This window comes from Bradyrhizobium sp. 159 (assembly GCF_023073795.1).
Taxonomy (GTDB): Bacteria; Pseudomonadota; Alphaproteobacteria; order Rhizobiales; family Xanthobacteraceae; genus Bradyrhizobium.
In genome coordinates this window covers 43087-60181 of the sequence record NZ_JADPKE010000068.1, presented here as the reverse complement: position 1 = coordinate 60181, position 17095 = coordinate 43087, and the positions used below count along the sequence as shown (strand labels likewise).

The window sequence follows — 17095 nt, the reverse complement described above, 5'->3', positions numbered from 1 at the left end:
CGTAAAAGCACAGCCGACCGCTCCTAAAGGGGCGGCGCGGGGAGCGCGATCGGGCGCGGACGGCGCTTCGCTCCCCCTGTATGGAGACCAGCATGAATTTCCTCAAAACGATCGTCGCTGCCGGCTTGGTCGCCGCCTCGGCGACGGCGGCCTTTGCTGCCGATATCACGGGTGCCGGTGCGACGTTCCCGTTCCCGATCTATTCAAAGTGGGCTGATGCCTACAAGAAGGAGACCGGCAACGGTCTGAATTACCAGTCGATCGGCTCGGGCGGCGGTATCAAGCAGATCCTGGCTAAGACCGTGACCTTCGGCGCCAGCGACGCGCCGCTCAAGGCCGAGCAGCTCGAGAAGGACGGTCTCGTGCAGTGGCCGATGGTGATGGGCGCCATCGTCCCCGTCGTCAACCTCGAGGGCGTGAAGCCCGGCGAGCTGGTGTTCGACGGCGAGACGCTGGCCAACATCTATCTCGGCAAGATCACCAAATGGGACGACGCCGCGATCAAGAAGCTCAATCCGAACGTGAAGCTGCCGGCGGAGGCGATCACCGTGGTCCGCCGTTCCGACGGTTCGGGCACCACCTTCAACTTCACCAACTATCTCTCCAAGGCCAGCGCGGACTGGAAGAGCAAGGTCGGCGAAGGCACCGCGGTGGAGTGGCCGGTCGGCGTCGGCGCCAAGGGCAACGAAGGCGTGTCGGGCAACATCAGCCAGACTAAGAACTCGATCGGCTATGTCGAGTACGCCTATGCCAAGCAGAACAAGCTGACCTACACCGGTCTCGTCAACAAGGCCGGCAAGCCGGTGCAGCCGACCGTCGAGGCCTTCCAGGCCGCCGCCTCCAACGCCGACTGGGCCAAGGCTCCCGGCTATTACGTCATCCTGACCGACCAGCCGGGCGAGAAGTCCTGGCCGATCACGGCGGCGACCTTCATCCTGATGCACAAGTCTGTGACCGACAAGGCCGCCTCCCAGGAAGCCATCAAGTTCTTCCGCTGGGCGTTCAAGAACGGTGGCAAGGCGGCTGAAGAACTCGACTACATCCCGATGCCGGACAGCGTCGTCCAGCTGATCGAGAAGACCTGGGCCGCCGAGATCAAGAGCTGAGGCGAACGGCTCTCATGTCCCGGACGCGCAGCAGCGTGAAATGCTGCTGCGCTGCGCCGGGACAACAACCGGGCCCCGATCAGCGTCGTGCTGTGTCGGGGGCGCGGGACCGGCAACAAGCGTCTATAAATCTGGGTACAGGGGATCGGCGTGGCAGAGATGGCCGTTCAGAGCGACGTAATCGACGACGCCGGACCGTATGACCGCGCCAAGGCCTTGAGCGCGTTCAAGCTCGGCGACGTCACCTTCTACTGGATCACGCGACTTTCCGCGATCTCGGTGCTGCTGATCCTCGGTGGCATCATCATTTCGCTGATCGTTGGCGCCTTCCCCGCGATGAAGGAATACGGCCTCTCGTTCCTATGGACGCAGCGCTGGGCGCCGTCGGCCGATCCGCCCGTGCTCGGCGCGCTCGGGCCGATGTACGGCACGCTCGTCACCTCCTTCATCGCGATGCTGATCGCCATTCCGGTCGGTCTCGGTATTGCGATCTTCCTCACCGAGCTCTGCCCGCAATGGCTGCGCCGCCCGATCGGCATGGCGATCGAGCTGCTCGCCGGCATTCCCTCGATCATCTACGGCATGTGGGGCTTCTTCGTGCTGGGCCCGTTCCTGGCCAACACCTTCCAGCCGTTCATGATCAGGGTCTTCGACGGCGTCCCCGTGCTGGGGGCGATCTTCGCAGGTCCGCCGTCCTATCTCAGCCTGTTCAATGCCGCGCTGATCCTCGCCATCATGGTGCTGCCCTTCATCACCTCGATCTCGGTCGACGTGTTCAAGACGGTGCCGCCGGTGCTGAAGGAAGCCGCCTACGGCGTCGGCTGCACCACCTGGGAAGTCGTCCGCAGCGTGGTGATCCCCTACACCCGCGTCGGCATCATCGGCGGCGTCATGCTGGCGCTCGGTCGCGCGCTCGGCGAGACGATGGCGGTGACCTTCATCATCGGCAACTCGTTCCGCATCTCCTCGTCGATCTTCGCTCCGGGCACCACGATCTCGGCGGCGATCGCCTCCGAATTCGCCGAGAGTGACGGCCTGCACCAGTCCGGCCTGATCCTGCTCGGCCTGCTCCTGTTCGTGCTGACGTTCTTCGTGCTCGCGGCCGCGCGGCTGATGCTGATGCGGCTGGAAACCAAGGCCGGAAAGTGACGCCATGAACCCGATCTATTCGCGCCGTCGCCGCTGGGACATCGTCATCCGCGGTCTCTGCATCGCAGCCGCCGCCTTCGGCGTCACTTGGCTCGCGCTGATTTTGATCACGCTGCTTTACAATGGCCTGGCCGGGCTCAACTACCAGGTCTTCACCGAGAACACGCCCCCGCCCGGATCGAACGAGGGCGGCCTGCTCAACGCCATCGTCGGCTCGCTGATCATGACCGTGATCGGCGTCGGCATCGGCGCGCCGCTCGGCCTGTTCGCCGGCACCTATCTCGCCGAGTACGGCCGCAACGACAAGCTGACCTCGGTGATCCGCTTCATCAACGACATCCTGCTCTCGGCGCCTTCGATCATCATCGGCCTGTTCATCTACGGCGCGGTGGTGGTGCCGATGCGCGGCTTCTCGGCGATCGCCGGCGCGCTGGCGCTCGCCGTGATCGTGATCCCGGTCGTGGTGCGCACCACCGAAGACATGTTGCTGCTGGTGCCGAACCCGCTGCGTGAGGCTGCCAGCGCGCTCGGCCTGCCGCGCTCGCTGGTGATCAAACGGATCGCCTATCGTGCCGCGCGCTCCGGCCTGATCACCGGCGTGCTGCTGGCGACTGCGCGCGTCGCCGGCGAGACCGCGCCGCTGCTGTTCACGGCGCTGTCGAACCAGTTCTTCAGCCTCGGCCTCGACAAGACGATGGCCAACCTGCCTGTCACCATCAACAACTTCGTGCAGAGCCCCTACGCCTATTGGAAGCAGCTCGCCTGGAGTGGGGCGCTGCTCATCACCCTGACCGTGCTTGCCCTGAACATTGGCGCGCGCATCCTTGGCGCCGAGAGGACTGCAAAATGAGTGAAATGTCTGTTTCCGTAAGTGCGCCGACCGTTCATCCCGGCTCACAGCCGCTACCCGAGGCGCCTGCCAAGGTCACCGCGCGCAACCTCAATTTCTACTACGGTGAGCACCACGCGCTGAAGAACATCAATCTGGCCCTCGGCACCAACCGCGTCACGGCCTTCATCGGCCCGTCGGGCTGCGGCAAGTCGACCCTGCTGCGCATCTTCAACCGGATGTACGATCTCTATCCGGGCCAGCGCGCCACCGGCCAGCTGTTGCTCGACCAGACCAATATCCTCGATCCCAAGCTGGACCTTAACCTGCTGCGCGCCCGGGTCGGCATGGTGTTCCAGAAACCGACGCCGTTCCCGATGACGATCTACGAGAACATCGCCTTCGGCATCCGCCTCTACGAGAAGATCTCGAAGTCCGAGATGGACGACCGCGTCGAGAAGGCGCTGCGCGGCGGCGCGCTGTGGAACGAGGTCAAGGATAAGCTCAACGCGTCCGGCTTGTCGCTCTCCGGCGGCCAGCAGCAGCGCCTCTGCATCGCCCGCACGGTCGCGGTGCGGCCCGAAGTGATCTTGTTCGATGAGCCCTGCTCGGCGCTCGACCCGATCTCGACCGCCAAGGTCGAGGAGCTGATCCAGGAATTGTCCGAGAACTACACGATCGCGATCGTCACCCACAACATGCAGCAGGCGGCGCGCGTCTCTGATAAAACCGCCTTCATGTATCTCGGCGAGCTGATCGAGTTCGACGACACCAGCAAGATCTTCACGTCGCCGAGCGACCGGCGTACGCAGGATTACATCACCGGCCGGTTCGGCTGAGGAGACGGGACATGGGTACTGAACATACCGCAAAGGCCTTCGATACCGACCTCCAGGAGCTCACTCGCCTCGTCGCCGAGATGGGCGGCATCGCCGAGCGCATGATCGTCGATTCCGTCGACGCGCTGATCCGCCGCGACGTCGCGCTCGGCCAGCGCGTCGTCACCACCGATGCCGAGCTCGACGCGCTTCAGAAGCGCATCGAGGAGCGCGCCGTGCTCACCATCGCCCGCCGCCAGCCGATGGCGGTGGATTTACGCGAGATCGTCGGCGCCATGCGCGTTGCCACCGATCTCGAGCGCATCGGCGACCTCGCCAAGAACATGGGCAAGCGCGTTGCGGCGCTGGAGACGGACTTCCATCCGCTGAAACTGTTCCGCGGCCTGGAGCACATGACCGACCTCGTGCAGCAGCAGGTCAAGTCGGTGCTGGATGCCTATGCCGCGCACGATTTGCCGGCGGCGATGGCGGTGTGGAAGGGCGACGAGGAAGTGGACGCCATCTGCACCTCTCTGTTCCGCGAGCTCCTCACCTATATGATGGAGGATCCGCGCAACATCTCGTTCTGCATCCATCTGATGTTTTGCGCCAAGAACATCGAGCGCATCGGTGATCACGCCACCAACATCGCCGAGACCGTGTTCTACATGATCGAGGGGCAGGCGATCACCGACAAGCGGCCGAAGGGCGACATGACGACCTTCGCCACGACGGTACCGAATACCTAGGGAGCGACGACAACATGGGCGCACGCATTATGGTGGTTGAGGACGAGGAAGCTCTCACCGAGCTTCTCCGTTACAACCTCGAAGGCGACGGCTATGACGTGGAGACGGTAATGCGCGGCGACGACGCCGACACCCGCCTCAAGGAACACATCCCCGATCTGATCGTGCTCGACTGGATGCTGCCGGGACTGTCCGGCATCGAGTTGTGTCGGCGGCTGCGCACCCGTCCCGAGACCAAGCAGCTCCCGATCATCATGCTGACCGCGCGCGGCGAGGAAAGCGAGCGGGTGCGGGGTCTTGCGACCGGCGCCGATGACTACATCGTCAAGCCGTTCTCGGTGCCGGAGCTGCTCGCGCGCGTGAAGGGCCTTCTGCGGCGCGCAAGCCCCGAGCGGCTCGCCACCGTGCTCGCCTATGGCGACATCGAGCTCGATCGCGACAAGCGCCGCGTCGCGCGCTCGGGCCGGCCGATCGATCTCGGCCCGACCGAATATCGCCTGCTGGAGTTCTTCCTGGAGCATCCCGGCCGCGTGTTCTCGCGCGAGCAGCTGCTCGACAGCGTCTGGGGCCGCGACATCTACATCGACGAGCGCACCGTCGACGTCCATATCGGCCGCCTGCGCAAGCTGCTCAATCTCGGCCGCGAGCAGGACCCGATCCGCACCGTCCGCGGCGCGGGTTATGCGCTGGATGATCGGTTTGCAAAGGCGGAGCAGACGTAGGCCCAACTGCGTCACCAAGCTCGGTCGTCGTCCCGGACAAGCGTAGCTCCCGGCAACGCGCAGCGTTGTCCGGAGCGAAGCGCCGATCCGGACGCATAGCCACAGGACGTGGTTGTTGCGCGAAAAGGTAACTCCGAGTCCCCGTAACCACGGCTTGCGGTGGCTATCGGTCCCGGTCCGGCGCTTCGCTTGTCCGGGACGACGTCGGGTTTGTTGCGCCGTCACCGCGTGACGGCTGCCGGTTCGATCTCAGGAAATAATCACCGCGTGCTCGGCTTCGGTGCCGCCCGCCGGCGATCCGCTGCCGGCTGATAGGCGACGCGCGAGTGCTGGGCGCAGTAGGGCAGGCCTGACAGCGCCTTGCCGCCACAGAAGAAGAAGTCCGGGCTGGAGGGATCGCCGACCGGCCAGTGGCACGTCGCCTCGTTCAATTCCAGCAGCGACAGCCGCTGACTCATCGGCACCACGTTGTCGTAGGTGACCGGTTCGGCCTCCACCTCGACCTCGAAGGCCTGCGCCAGCGCGGTGTTGCCGCGCGAGATCGGCCGGGTCACCCGCATCATATGCTGCGCGGGCCGCGCCTTGCGCGGCCGCGGCGCTGCCGATGAAGGGCTCTTGGCGCGGCCCGACAGGCCGAGCCTGTGCACTTTGCCGATCACGGCATTGCGGGTCACATTGCCGAGCTCGGCCGCGATCTGGCTGGCCGAAAGTCCGGCCTCCCAGAGCTTTTTCAGCTGCTCGACGCGATCGTCGGACCAGGTCAAAACCGTCATTGCACCCTTTCCCTCGTTGCGCGCCGCCATCCTGGGGCCTCACAGCGAATGCTTAAGCCTTGAAAAACCCGTGCCGTCAGAATCCCTTAAGGCTCGCCGGGCGCGTGACTGACGCCCGAACGTTTACGCCGGTACATGAGGACTCTTGGGATCAGAACCGCTGCACGAGATGTCGTATCTGACAGTCCAAACGCTACAATATGGCGTGACTCCCGCGCAAGAGTCCGCCGACTCGCTTCCACATGTTCCGTGGTGAAAACCCCGCAAGATCGGCACCGCAAGACTACGGATTTCGCGTTTCGCGAGGCTTTCCGGGCGGCATTGACACCCGTCTTGCCAGGCATAAGATGGTGACGCGTGCCGCCCTTAAAAGGCGGCACGTTTCGTTTTCCGGACCGGTCAATGGTGCGCTGCGCAAGGCATGCCAGGCAGGTCTCAACGTCCAAATGCAACATCCAAGTGATGGTCATGACCAACAGCGCCGCGCCGCATCTGCTTCCCGTTTTCGCCAGGGCGGACCTTGGCTTCGAGCGCGGCGAAGGCTGCTGGCTGATCGCGACCAATGGCGATCGCTATCTCGATTTCACCTCGGGCGTCGCCGTGAACGCGCTCGGCCACGCCCATCCTGCGTTGGTCAAGGCATTGCAGGAGCAGGCGACCAAGCTCTGGCACATGTCGAACCTGTTCCAGAGTCCCGATGGCGAACGGCTTGCAACGCGTTTGTGCAACGAAAGTTTCGCGGACTTCGTGTTCTTCTGCAATTCCGGCGCCGAAGCGTTGGAATGCGTGATCAAGGTCGTGCGGCGCTATCATGCCGCCAAAGGCCATCCCGATCGCTATCGCATGATCACCTTCGAAGGCGCCTTCCACGGCCGCACGCTGGCGACGTTGGCGGCGACGGGCTCGGCAAAATATCTTGAAGGTTTCGGCCCGCCCATGGATGGCTTCGACCAGGTCCCGCATGGCGATATCGAGGCCGTGAAGAAGGCGATCGGTCCGCAGACCGCCGGCATCCTGATCGAGCCGATCCAGGGCGAGGGCGGTGTGCGTTCGTCAACACCCGCCTTCCTCAAGGCGCTGCGTCAGCTCTGTGACGAGAAGGGCCTGTTGCTCGCGTTCGACGAGGTGCAGACCGGCATGGGCCGCACCGGCGATCTGTTCGCGCATCGCCGTCTCGGCGTCACCCCCGACGTGATGTCGCTGGCGAAAGCGCTCGGTGGCGGCTTCCCGATCGGCGCTTGTCTTGCCACCGCGGAAGCGGCCTCCGGCATGACGCCCGGCTCGCACGGCTCGACCTTCGGCGGCAATCCGCTCGCGATTTCCGCTGCGAACGCCGTGCTCGACGTCATGCTCGAGCCCGGCTTTTTCGATCACGTGCAGAGGATGTCGCTGCTGCTCAAGCAGAAGCTCGCCTCGGTGATCGATCGCTATCCTGATGTCGTCAGCGAAGTCCGTGGTGAGGGGCTCCTGATCGGCATCAAGGCGGTCGTGCCTTCGGGTGATCTCGTTACCGCCCTGCGCAACGAAAAGCTGCTCACCGTCGGCGCCGGCGACAATGTGGTGCGCTTCCTACCGCCTCTGATCGTCACCGAAGCCGAGATCGAGGACAGCGTCGGGCGGCTCGAGCGCGCCTGCGCGGCGATCTCGTGCAGTCAGACCAAGCGGGCGGCAAGCTGATGAGCAATTCGCCAAAGCACTTCCTCGACATCAACGAGCTCCCGCTGTCGGAGCTCAAGCGCATGCTCGCCGCATCCTCCGCCATGAAGGCGAAGCAGAAGGCGCATCAGCCGGTCAGGCCGCTCGAAGGCAAGACGCTGGCGATGATCTTCGAGCGCCCCTCGACGCGGACGCGGGTGTCGTTCGACGTCGCCATGCGCCAGCTCGGCGGCGAGCCCATCATGCTCACCGGCGCCGAAATGCAGCTCGGCCGGGGCGAGACCATCGCCGACACCGCGCGCGTGCTGTCGCGCTATGTCGACGCCATCATGATCCGCATCCTCAATCACGAGGCGCTGCTGGAGCTTGCGGCCCATGCGACCGTGCCCGTCATCAACGGCCTGACGCGCCGTTCGCACCCTTGCCAGGTGATGGCCGACCTCATGACCTATGAGGAGCATCGCGGCCCGATCGAGGGCAAGACGGTGGCCTGGACAGGCGACGACAACAACGTGCTGGCGTCCTGGGCCCACGCCGCCGAGCGCTTCAAGTTCCAGCTCAACGTCGCAACGCCGCCGGAGCTCGCGCCGAAAAAGGCGATGCGCGATTGGATCAAGATGACCAATGCGCCGATCGTGCTCGGCACCGATCCGGAAGCCGCCGTGAGGGGCGCCGACTGCGTCGTCACCGACACCTGGGTGTCGATGGGCGACAAGGAAGGCGAGCACCGCCACAACGTGCTCAAGCCCTACCAGGTCAATGCCAAGCTGATGTCGCTGGCCAAGCCCGACGCGCTGTTCATGCACTGCCTGCCTGCCCATCGCGGCGAGGAGGTCACGGATGAAGTGATCGACGGCCCGCAATCGGTCGTGTTCGACGAGGCCGAAAACCGCCTGCACGCGCAGAAGGGCATTCTGGCCTGGTGCTTTGACGCGGTGAAGTAGCGCAGCCTGGTGAAGGCGAAGTGGGTTTGGTTCGTCGTCCTGGCGAGAAGCCGGGACGACGCCGAACCAGCAGTATCGTGTGTGATCATAACTGCCTCGGGAACACTCCCTCGCGCCCCCTTCCATTTCCCACCTCCGACCCCAGATACACGGCCATGGTTTCCCAATCCCCTGACATGAAAACCGGGCCAGAAGGCCCGGTTCGCGCGCCATCACCGGTTCCGATCGATGACGCCGTGCTGCCCTACGAGGTCGACGCACTCGACGTGCGCGGCCGCTTGGTGCGGCTCGGTCCGGCGCTCGACGACATTCTCACCAAGCACGATTATCCCGCTCCCGTCGGCAAGCTGCTCGGCGAGGCCATCGTGCTGACGACGTTGCTCGGCTCGGCGCTGAAATTCGAGGGCCGCTTCATCCTCCAGGCCCAAACCGACGGTCCGGTGTCGTTCTTTGTCGTCGACTACATGGCGCCGGATCGCCTGCGCGCCTATGCGCGTTTCGATGCCGCGCGTCTCGGTAACGCCAAAGATTCCGGCACGCTGCTCGGCCGCGGTCATCTCGCCATGACCATCGACCAGGGCCCCGACATGAGCCGTTACCAGGGTCTGGTCGCGCTCGACGGTGGCAGCCTGGAAGAGGCCGCTCACGAATATTTCCTCCGCTCCGAGCAGATCCCGACGCGCGTGCGTCTTGCGGTCGGCGAGGAGTGGCGCAGTAGCGACGGCGGCAAGCATCGCTGGCGCGCCGGTGGCATGTTGATGCAGTTTCTGCCCAAGGCGCCGGAGCGCGCGCGGCAGGCGGACCTGCATCCCGGGGATGCGCCCGAAGGCAGCGAGGTGCACAGCGTCGCCGAAGACGACGCCTGGGTCGAGGCGCGTTCGCTGATCGAGACCGTCGAGGACGTCGAGCTGATCGATCCCGAGCTCTCCGGCGAGCGGCTGCTGTTCCGCCTCTTCCACGAGCGCGGCGTGCGCGTGTTCAATTCGCAGGTTCTGGAAGCGCGGTGCTCCTGCTCGCGCGATGCGGTTGCCTCGATGCTCAAGAGCTTCTCGCCCGACGATCGCGCCGCGATGGTCAAGGACGACAAGGTCGTCGTCACCTGCGAGTTCTGCTCGTCGGTCTACCAGTTCACGCCGCACGAGGCGGGCGTGGAGGACGCCTAGGCACCGCGCATAGCTACGCTAGGAATGACGAGGCTGGGGAGGCCGCTCGCACATGCTCGCTGCCCGCCCGTGATCGGGCGATCCAATACTCCGAGACGACAGTGATTGAGCCAAACACTGATTGAACCGATAGGCCGCGGCTTGCTGGATTCTCCGCCTTCGCGGGGAATGACATCGGAGGCTAGTTCAACACCCGCTTGTTGTCCGGACTGTCCAGCGAGAACGTCGGCACGTCGATCTCGAAGCGCTCGCCGCTTTCGCTGACCATCTGGTAGCGGCCGGTCATGAAGCCGGAGGCGGTCGTGAGCGGCACGCCGGAGGTGTATTCGAAGCGCTCGCCGGGGGCCAGGATCGGCTGCTCACCGACGACGCCCTCGCCCTTCACCTCCTGCTGGCGGCCGGAGGCGTCGGTGATGATCCAGTGCCGCGTCTTCAGCTGCACGGTCTCGTCACCGGAATTGGTGATGACGATGGTGTAGGACCAGAAATAGCGGGAGCGGTCGGCCGACGACTGCTCCGGAACAAAGTTCGGCTCGACGGTCACTTCGATCTGGCGGGTCACGGCGCGGTACATGATGGCCCATCATAGCGAAATCCGCCCGGGGAACCAAACGCCGGAGACGGCTTTGGCGACATCGTCCCGCCAGAATTCGCGGGGAAGGGACTCCCAAGGGGGAGACAACCTTATGTGATCCGGCCGCTTTGCGAGACGACGGCCGGACCGGTAAACTCCATTGAACGTCGCGATTTGCGGAAGGGTTTTTGGCCCCGATGACCATTGCCGACCAAGTGACGGGATCGACGATCGCGGGAACCGCCGGTGCCAAACCCGCAGGGACCAAGCCGCGCGCCGCCGCGCCAGCCATTACGCTGCCGGCGATCGGCGAGCGCGAGCTCCGGCTCGATCTGTTCCGCGGCCTGGCGCTGTGGCTGATCTTCATCGACCATCTGCCAACCAGCCTGCTGACCTGGTTCACCATTCGCAATTACGGCTTCAGCGACGCCACCGAGATCTTCATCTTCATCTCCGGCTATACCGCCGCCTTCGTCTACGGCCGGGCAATGCTGGAGAGCGGCGCCGTCATCGCCACCGCGCGCATCCTGCGCCGCGTCTGGCAGATTTACGTCGCCCACGTCTTCCTGTTCACGATCTTCCTCGCCGAAATCTCCTATGTGGCGACCAGCTTCGAGAACCCGCTCTACACCGAAGAGATGGGCATCATGGATTTCCTCAAGCAGCCCGACGTCACCATCGTGCAGGCGCTGCTGCTGCGCTTCCGGCCCGTCAACATGGACGTGCTGCCGCTCTACATCGTGCTGATGCTGGCGCTGCCGTTGATCCTGTGGTCGATGAAGTGGAAGCCCGACGTCACGCTCGGCCTCTCGGTCGTGCTCTACGCCGTGACGTGGGAATACGACCTCTACTTCTCGGCCTATCCGAACGGCTTCTGGGCGTTCAATCCGCTGGCCTGGCAATTGCTTTTCGTCTTCGGTGCATGGTGTGCGCTCGGAGGCGCGCGGCGCATGTCGCGCATTCTGGCATCACCCGTGACGATGTGGATCTCGATCGCCTATCTCGCCGCGGCGTTCTACGTGACGCTGACCTGGTACGTGCCGCAGCTCGGCCACTTCATGCCGAAGCGGATCGAGCAGTGGATGTATCCGATCGACAAGACCGATCTCGACGTGCTGCGCTTCACACATTTCCTGGCGCTGGCCGCGCTCACCGTGCGCTTCCTGCCGCGGACCTGGCCGGGCCTGAAATCGCCCTGGCTGCGGCCGCTGATCCTATGCGGGCAGCATTCGCTCGAGATCTTCTGTCTCGGCGTCTTCCTGGCTTTCGCCGGCCATTTCATCCTGGCCGAAGTTTCCGGCGGGGCAGCCATGCATGCGTTGATTAGTCTCTCCGGAATCCTGATCATGTGGGGGGTGGCGTGGGTGATTTCGTGGTACAAGCGCGTGGCTGACAAGAGCGGTGCGAAAACCAAAAACGCCGTCGGCAACGCCGATCTGGCGGGAGGGGGCTGATGAAGGCGAAGGTTCTCCTGAGCCTGATCCTGCTATGCGGTGGCCTCGCCGCGGCCACGGCGCGCGCGGGCGATGCTGCGCCTGCTGCCTCGGCCGCGCCCCCGGCCTGCGAATTGCCGTCCTATCTGCTTACCAGCGAAAGCCAGCTTCCCAAGGTCGCCGATGCCATCAAGTCCGGCAAGCCGCTCGAGATTCTGGTCATCGGAAGCCGCTCGACCACGATTCCATCCTCGGAGAGCAGCTCATATCCGGCACGCATGGAGACGATCCTCAAGGAGAAGCTGCCCGCGTCCGAAGTGGTGCACGTCTCCGTAGAAATACAGAGCAAGAAAACGGCAGGGGAGACCGCGTCCACTTTCATTAAGCTGATGGAAGCAAAAACGCCTACTTTGGTCATCTGGCAGACCGGGACCGTGGATGCTATCCGATCCATCGATCCCGACGATTTTCGCGGCGCGGTAACCGAAGGGGTTACCGCGTTGCAAAAGGCAGGGGCTGACGTCGTCTTGATGAATTTGCAGTACAGTCCGCGTACCGAAACCATGATCTCGGCGCAGCCTTTTCTCGATAATATGCGTGTGGTGGCGCAGGAGCACGACGTCCCGCTGTTCGACCGTTTCGCGATCATGCGACAATGGAATGATCAGGGCCAATTCGACTTGTTCAACCCGTCCCGCGGGCCTGAACTGGCGAAACAGGTCCATGATTGCCTTGGCCGGGCGTTGGCACAGTTCGTGATTGATGCTGCCCATCTGGAGCCGGCCCAGCAGCAAAATTGAGGTCTAGCGTTAATGAGTTCTCTCCGCCCTTTTTGCCTGACGTCATGGCTGGCGCCCGCGGCGGCGGCGCTGCTGCTGCTGATGCCCGCTTCGCAGCCGCGCGCGCAGACGCAAGCCGCTCAGGCGACGCCCGCGCAGCCGGCTGATTCCGCTGCCGCACCGCCCTCCCAGACCACCGTCGCCGCGACGTCCCCCGAGCAGCGCGGCGTCACGGCGCGCGCCATCGACAAGGTGAAGGAAGTCGCAAAGTCCGCCGGCGACATCTTCAGCCGCGTGCCCTGCCTGCCGCCGAAGGGCGGCTCGAAGGCGATGGGCTCGCTGCCGCGTGTCGCAAGCAAGCTCGTCGCCGGCCAGCCCGTCGTCATCGTCGCGTTCGGCTCGTCGTCCACCGCAGGATTCGGTGCGAGCTCGCCGGAGTTCAGTTATCCGAACCGTCTCGCCGCACAGCTGCGCCGGCACTATCCGACCGCTGACATCACCGTCATCAATGCCGGCGTCGGTGGCGAGGATGCGCCCGAGATGATGAAGCGCCTCCAGACGCAGGTCATCGACGTGCATCCGGATCTCGTGATCTGGCAGGTCGGCACCAACGCCGTGCTGCGCAATCTCGATCCCGCCGATACCGCAAAACTGGTCGAGGACGGCATCAGCCGCATCCAGGCCGCCGGTGGCGCCGACATCGTGCTGGTCGATCCGCAATATTCGCCGGCGGTCAACCAGCGCGCCGAGAGCGCCGGCAAGATGGTGAAGCTGCTCGGCAACGTCGCCGAGCTCCGTCACGTTGGCATCTTCCCGCGCTTCGAGGTGATGCGCGACTGGCACGAGAAGCAGGCGATCCCGGTCGAGAGTTTCGTTATCGCCGACGGCCTGCACATGAACGATTGGGGCTACGCATGCTTCGCCCAACTCCTCGCCGATGACATCATCCGCTCCGTCGGCCAGATCAAGCTCGGTGTGAACGTGCCCGCGGATGTGCGCACGTATCGGCCGATGTAGGTTGCTTCACCCTCCCCTGGGAGGGGGAGGGTCGATCGCGCACAGGCGAGCGGGGTGGGTGATCTCTCCGCTCGGGCAGCGTTGGATGCGGAAAGACCGTCACCCCACCCCGTCTCACATTTCGCTGCGCTCCATGTGAGCCGACCCTCCCCCTCCAGGGGAGGGTAAGAAGATCACGCCTTCTCCAGCGCCGCCGTCAGATCCTCGATCAGATCTTCCGCATGCTCGAGCCCGGCGGAGAAGCGGATGAAGCCTTCGCTGATGCCGAGCGCGGCGCGGTCTTCGGGCTTCAGACGCTGATGCGTCGTAGTGGCCGGATGCGTGACGAGGCTCTTGGCGTCGCCGAGATTGTTGGAGATCTTCGCCAGCTTCAACTCATTGAGCACGCGGAACGCCGCCTGCTTGCCGCCCTTCACCTCGAAGCCGACCAGCGTCGAGCCGCCACGCATCTGCTTCTTCACCAGCGCGGCCTGAGGATGATCGGCGCGGCCGGGATAGACCAGCCGCGAGATCTTGGGATGGCTCGCCAGCACCTCGGCAATGCGCGCTGCGGTGTCGGTCTGCGCGCGCACGCGCACGCCCAGCGTTTCCAGGCCCTTGAGCAGGACCCAGGCGTTGAACGGCGAGATCGACGGGCCGGTCTGGCGCATGAAATTGTGGATGTGCTCGGCGATGAAGGCTTCCGAGGACAGGATGATGCCACCGAGACAGCGGCCCTGGCCGTCGATATGCTTGGTCGCGGAATAGACCACGACGTCGGCCCCGAGCGCGAGCGGGCTCTGCCAGATCGGGGTTGCGAACACGTTGTCGACGACCAGTCGCGCGCCGCCCTTGTGCGCGATCTCGGCGATCGAGGGAATGTCGAGCACATCTAACGTCGGATTGGTCGGGCTCTCCAGGAAGAACGTCTTGGTGTTCGGCTTGAGAGCGCGCTGCCATTGGTCGAGGTCGAGGCCGTCGACCAGCGTGGTCTCGATACCGTAGCGCGGCAGCAGATCCTGCACCACATAGAGGCACGAGCCGAACAGCGCGCGCGACGCCACCACATGATCGCCCGCCTTCAGGGGCGCCAGGATCGCAGTCGTCACCGCGGCCATGCCGGTGGCCGCCGAGCGAGCGGCTTCGGCGCCTTCGAGCTCGATCATGCGGCGCTCGAACATCGCGATGGTCGGATTGGAATAGCGCGAATAGATGAAGCCGGGGTCCTCGCCCTTGAACCGCGCCTCGCACTCCTCGGCGCTGTTGTAGACGTACCCTTGCGTCAGGAACAGCGCCTCCGACGTCTCGCCATATTGCGAGCGCAGGGTGCCGGAATGGACCAGGCGGGTTTCGGGACGGTAAGTGGCAGGCGACTTCGTCATAGGACCTCCGACATGACCATTCGAGCAAAAAATGGTCACAAAAAAACCGGCCTGGATATCTCCACGGGCCGGGATCACAGAGGTCCCCGGCCTGTTTAGCGACTTATTTAACGTGGCTGCAAGCCGGCCGGCTCAAATCACCACGGGATAAGTGATGCTCATATTCCGCAATGCCCTTTCCGTCAAGGCGTCCATCGGATAGCCGTAAAAGGCTAGTATTTCCCGTATCTCGGGATGCGTTTGCCCCTTGATGAGGACCCCCGGTTGACGTTCACGGTCGCTGCCGACGCCAATGGTATCCTGCCTGACCGCATGATTGCGGCGATGGCAGAGGCGGGGCTGATCCTGCCCGCCTACGACTTCGTCGAAAGCCAAATCCAGCCGGCGAGCCTCGATCTGCGCCTCGGCGACATCGCCTATCGCGTCCGCGCCAGCTTCCTGCCCGGTCCCGGCGCCACCGTCGCCGAGCGCATCGACGAATTGAAGCTGCACGAGTTCAGCCTTGCCGACGGCGCGGTGCTCGAGACCAACTGCGTCTACATCGTGCCGCTGCTGGAGAGCCTCGCGCTGCCGCCGGAGATCGTCGCGGCCGCGAATCCCAAGAGCTCGACCGGCCGGCTCGACGTCTTCACCCGCGTGATCGCCGACGGGACCCGCCGCTTCGACATGATCGGCGCCGGTTATCACGGCCCGCTCTATGCCGAGATCAGCCCGAAGACGTTTCCGGTGCTGGTGCGCGAGGGCTCGCGCCTGTCCCAGGTACGCTTCCGCACCGGTGACGCCATCCTCAATGCCGACGAGCTCGATGGCTTGCATGCGACCGAGCGCCTCGTCGACATCGACGATGCAGATCTGTCCGGCGGCGTCGCTGTCTCGGTTGACCTCTCCGGCGAGAAGGCCAACGGCTTCGTCGGTTACCGCGCCAAGCGCCACACCGGCGTCGTCGACGTCGACCGCCGCTCGGGCTATGCGGTGGAAGATTTTTGGGAGCCGATGTCGGCCCGTCCCGACGGCAGCCTGATCCTCGATCCCGGCGAGTTCTACATCCTGGCCTCGAAAGAGGCCGTGCAGGTCCCGCCCGATTACGCCGCGGAGATGGTGCCCTTCGATCCCTTGGTCGGCGAATTCCGCGTGCATTATGCCGGTTTCTTCGATCCCGGCTTCGGCTATGCCGGTGCCGGCGGGCAAGGCGCGCGCGCCGTGCTGGAGGTGCGCTCGCGCGAGGTGCCCTTCATCCTCGAGCATGGCCAGATCGTCGGCCGCCTCGTCTACGAGAAGATGCTGGCGCGTCCCGATGCGATGTACGGCCAGCGCATCGGCTCGAACTACCAGGCGCAGGGGCTGAAACTGAGCAAGCATTTCCGGGTGTAGTGTTAGCCCCACGCTCCGCTGTCATGCCCCGGCTTGGCCGGGGCATCCAGTACTCTGCGGCGATAGTTCGTTGCAAAAAACTTCCGCAGCGGAGTACTGGATCGCCCGATCAAGTCGGGTGACGACACCGAGTATGTGTCAGGATGCGGGCCCAAATCCGGGCTACATGCGAGGTGGTGTCATGACCAATCCATCCCAACTCGACGCGAGAATCATCGACGACGTCGCGGACGCGCTGATCTATTCGGATCGCTCCGGCACGATCACGCGCTGGAATCGAGCATCGGCCGCCTTGTTCGGTTTCTCCGCCGGGGAGGCGCTCGGCCAGAACCTCGATCTGATCATTCCCGAGCATCTGCGCGCCGCGCACTGGAAAGGCTTCGAGGCTGCGCTGGCCAGCGGCACGATGAAGCTTGCAGGCAAGCCGACGCTGACACGCGCGCTGCACAAGAGCGGGCGCAAGCTCTACATTGAGATGACCTTTGCGCTGGTACAGGATGCCGGCGGAGCCGTGCTCGGATCGGTCGCGATGGCGCGCGACGTGACGGAGCGCATCGAGCGCGAACGCGCGGCCAAGGCTGCGCAAAATTCGTGATGCGGAATTGACGGGCCGTCGTGCAGGGCGTCTGCATGCGTGCCATGTTGCCTGTC

17 protein-coding genes and 1 riboswitch are annotated in these 17095 nt (G+C 64.4%); of the genes, 14 read left to right on the top strand and 3 right to left on the bottom strand.

Annotation, left to right across the window (positions count from 1 at the left end):
- The first annotated feature begins 92 nt into the window (after positions 1-92).
- The 6 genes from pstS to phoB all read left to right on the top strand — a co-directional run bounded on the left by pstS (position 93) and on the right by phoB (position 5373).
- Positions 93-1106, top strand: a complete 1014-nt coding sequence (gene pstS, locus IVA96_RS19080; RefSeq protein ID WP_247418657.1) for a phosphate ABC transporter substrate-binding protein PstS — start codon at positions 93-95, stop codon at positions 1104-1106.
- Positions 1107-1265: 159 nt separating this feature from the next.
- Positions 1266-2255, top strand: a complete 990-nt coding sequence (pstC, locus tag IVA96_RS19075; RefSeq protein WP_247282048.1) for a phosphate ABC transporter permease subunit PstC — start codon at positions 1266-1268, stop codon at positions 2253-2255.
- A 4-nt stretch (positions 2256-2259) separates the two neighbouring features.
- Positions 2260-3105: a phosphate ABC transporter permease PstA gene (gene pstA, locus IVA96_RS19070; RefSeq protein WP_247281832.1), complete on the top strand. Its 846-nt coding sequence runs from the start codon at positions 2260-2262 to the stop codon at positions 3103-3105.
- Positions 3102-3923 (top strand): phosphate ABC transporter ATP-binding protein PstB, encoded by an 822-nt coding sequence (pstB, locus tag IVA96_RS19065; protein WP_008541003.1) that lies wholly within the window; start codon positions 3102-3104, stop codon positions 3921-3923. The genes pstA and pstB overlap by 4 nt, the downstream gene beginning before the upstream one ends.
- A gap of 11 nt (positions 3924-3934) precedes the next feature.
- Entirely contained in the window at positions 3935-4651 is a 717-nt protein-coding gene (phoU, locus tag IVA96_RS19060) for a phosphate signaling complex protein PhoU (protein ID WP_091884957.1), read from the top strand.
- 14 nt (positions 4652-4665) lie between these two features.
- Complete coding sequence (phoB, locus tag IVA96_RS19055; RefSeq protein ID WP_008143479.1) at positions 4666-5373, top strand: phosphate regulon transcriptional regulator PhoB; 708 nt, start codon at positions 4666-4668, stop codon at positions 5371-5373.
- Positions 5374-5633: 260 nt separating this feature from the next.
- On the opposite strand, the gene IVA96_RS19050 is transcribed toward phoB, so the two are convergent.
- Positions 5634-6146, bottom strand: a complete 513-nt coding sequence (locus IVA96_RS19050; protein ID WP_247281831.1) for a GcrA family cell cycle regulator — start codon at positions 6144-6146, stop codon at positions 5634-5636.
- Between the two features lie 468 nt (positions 6147-6614).
- Here IVA96_RS19050 and IVA96_RS19045 point away from each other — a divergent pair, with 468 nt between their 5' ends.
- The 3 genes from IVA96_RS19045 to IVA96_RS19035 all read left to right on the top strand — a co-directional run bounded on the left by IVA96_RS19045 (position 6615) and on the right by IVA96_RS19035 (position 9909).
- Complete coding sequence (locus tag IVA96_RS19045) at positions 6615-7823, top strand: aspartate aminotransferase family protein (protein WP_247281830.1); 1209 nt, start codon at positions 6615-6617, stop codon at positions 7821-7823.
- Entirely contained in the window at positions 7823-8746 is a 924-nt protein-coding gene (gene argF, locus IVA96_RS19040) for an ornithine carbamoyltransferase (protein ID WP_247281829.1), read from the top strand. Before IVA96_RS19045 ends, argF begins: the two co-directional genes overlap by 1 nt.
- 155 nt (positions 8747-8901) lie before the next feature.
- Positions 8902-9909, top strand: coding sequence for an Hsp33 family molecular chaperone (locus IVA96_RS19035; protein WP_247418655.1), 1008 nt, complete (start codon positions 8902-8904; stop codon positions 9907-9909).
- A 181-nt stretch (positions 9910-10090) separates the two neighbouring features.
- Here the strand turns inward: IVA96_RS19035 and apaG are convergent, their stop codons facing one another.
- Positions 10091-10483: a Co2+/Mg2+ efflux protein ApaG gene (gene apaG, locus IVA96_RS19030; protein WP_176945497.1), complete on the bottom strand. Its 393-nt coding sequence runs from the start codon at positions 10481-10483 to the stop codon at positions 10091-10093.
- Between the two features lie 197 nt (positions 10484-10680).
- On the opposite strand from apaG, the gene IVA96_RS19025 reads away from it, so the two are divergent.
- The 3 genes from IVA96_RS19025 to IVA96_RS19015 are packed head-to-tail and all read left to right on the top strand — an operon-like array spanning position 10681 to position 13712.
- Positions 10681-11937 (top strand): OpgC domain-containing protein, encoded by a 1257-nt coding sequence (locus IVA96_RS19025; protein WP_247281827.1) that lies wholly within the window; start codon positions 10681-10683, stop codon positions 11935-11937.
- The gene (locus tag IVA96_RS19020; RefSeq protein ID WP_247418653.1) at positions 11937-12716 is read left to right on the top strand and encodes an SGNH/GDSL hydrolase family protein; all 780 of its coding nucleotides are present in this window, start codon (positions 11937-11939) and stop codon (positions 12714-12716) included. Before IVA96_RS19025 ends, IVA96_RS19020 begins: the two co-directional genes overlap by 1 nt.
- A gap of 12 nt (positions 12717-12728) precedes the next feature.
- Complete coding sequence (locus tag IVA96_RS19015) at positions 12729-13712, top strand: SGNH/GDSL hydrolase family protein (RefSeq protein WP_247418651.1); 984 nt, start codon at positions 12729-12731, stop codon at positions 13710-13712.
- Between the two features lie 173 nt (positions 13713-13885).
- Here IVA96_RS19015 and IVA96_RS19010 read toward each other — a convergent pair whose 3' ends face one another.
- Positions 13886-15073 carry an O-succinylhomoserine sulfhydrylase gene (locus IVA96_RS19010; RefSeq protein ID WP_247418649.1) on the bottom strand — a complete coding sequence of 396 codons (1188 nt, stop codon included), beginning with the start codon at positions 15071-15073 and terminating at the stop codon, positions 13886-13888.
- Between the two features lie 74 nt (positions 15074-15147).
- A riboswitch (SAM riboswitch) is annotated at positions 15148-15227 on the bottom strand.
- Positions 15228-15337: 110 nt separating this feature from the next.
- Here IVA96_RS19010 and IVA96_RS19005 point away from each other — a divergent pair.
- Both IVA96_RS19005 and IVA96_RS19000 read left to right on the top strand, forming a co-directional pair.
- Positions 15338-16444 carry a 2'-deoxycytidine 5'-triphosphate deaminase gene (locus IVA96_RS19005; RefSeq protein ID WP_247281823.1) on the top strand — a complete coding sequence of 369 codons (1107 nt, stop codon included), beginning with the start codon at positions 15338-15340 and terminating at the stop codon, positions 16442-16444.
- A 181-nt stretch (positions 16445-16625) separates the two neighbouring features.
- Positions 16626-17039: a PAS domain S-box protein gene (locus IVA96_RS19000; protein ID WP_247418647.1), complete on the top strand. Its 414-nt coding sequence runs from the start codon at positions 16626-16628 to the stop codon at positions 17037-17039.
- The last annotated feature ends 56 nt before the right edge of the window (positions 17040-17095 follow it).

Coding starts and splice junctions, on each gene's coding strand:
- IVA96_RS19010 (WP_247418649.1), bottom strand. CDS start 15,073: ATGACGAAGTCGCCTGCCACTTACCGTCCCGAAACCCGCCTGGTCCAT.
- IVA96_RS19035 (WP_247418655.1), top strand. CDS start 8,902: ATGGTTTCCCAATCCCCTGACATGAAAACCGGGCCAGAAGGCCCGGTT.
- pstS (WP_247418657.1), top strand. CDS start 93: ATGAATTTCCTCAAAACGATCGTCGCTGCCGGCTTGGTCGCCGCCTCG.
- phoU (WP_091884957.1), top strand. CDS start 3,935: ATGGGTACTGAACATACCGCAAAGGCCTTCGATACCGACCTCCAGGAG.
- phoB (WP_008143479.1), top strand. CDS start 4,666: ATGGGCGCACGCATTATGGTGGTTGAGGACGAGGAAGCTCTCACCGAG.
- IVA96_RS19025 (WP_247281827.1), top strand. CDS start 10,681: ATGACCATTGCCGACCAAGTGACGGGATCGACGATCGCGGGAACCGCC.
- pstB (WP_008541003.1), top strand. CDS start 3,102: ATGAGTGAAATGTCTGTTTCCGTAAGTGCGCCGACCGTTCATCCCGGC.
- pstA (WP_247281832.1), top strand. CDS start 2,260: ATGAACCCGATCTATTCGCGCCGTCGCCGCTGGGACATCGTCATCCGC.
- argF (WP_247281829.1), top strand. CDS start 7,823: ATGAGCAATTCGCCAAAGCACTTCCTCGACATCAACGAGCTCCCGCTG.
- IVA96_RS19015 (WP_247418651.1), top strand. CDS start 12,729: ATGAGTTCTCTCCGCCCTTTTTGCCTGACGTCATGGCTGGCGCCCGCG.
- IVA96_RS19045 (WP_247281830.1), top strand. CDS start 6,615: ATGACCAACAGCGCCGCGCCGCATCTGCTTCCCGTTTTCGCCAGGGCG.
- pstC (WP_247282048.1), top strand. CDS start 1,266: ATGGCCGTTCAGAGCGACGTAATCGACGACGCCGGACCGTATGACCGC.
- IVA96_RS19000 (WP_247418647.1), top strand. CDS start 16,626: ATGACCAATCCATCCCAACTCGACGCGAGAATCATCGACGACGTCGCG.
- apaG (WP_176945497.1), bottom strand. CDS start 10,483: ATGTACCGCGCCGTGACCCGCCAGATCGAAGTGACCGTCGAGCCGAAC.
- IVA96_RS19050 (WP_247281831.1), bottom strand. CDS start 6,146: ATGACGGTTTTGACCTGGTCCGACGATCGCGTCGAGCAGCTGAAAAAG.
- IVA96_RS19020 (WP_247418653.1), top strand. CDS start 11,937: ATGAAGGCGAAGGTTCTCCTGAGCCTGATCCTGCTATGCGGTGGCCTC.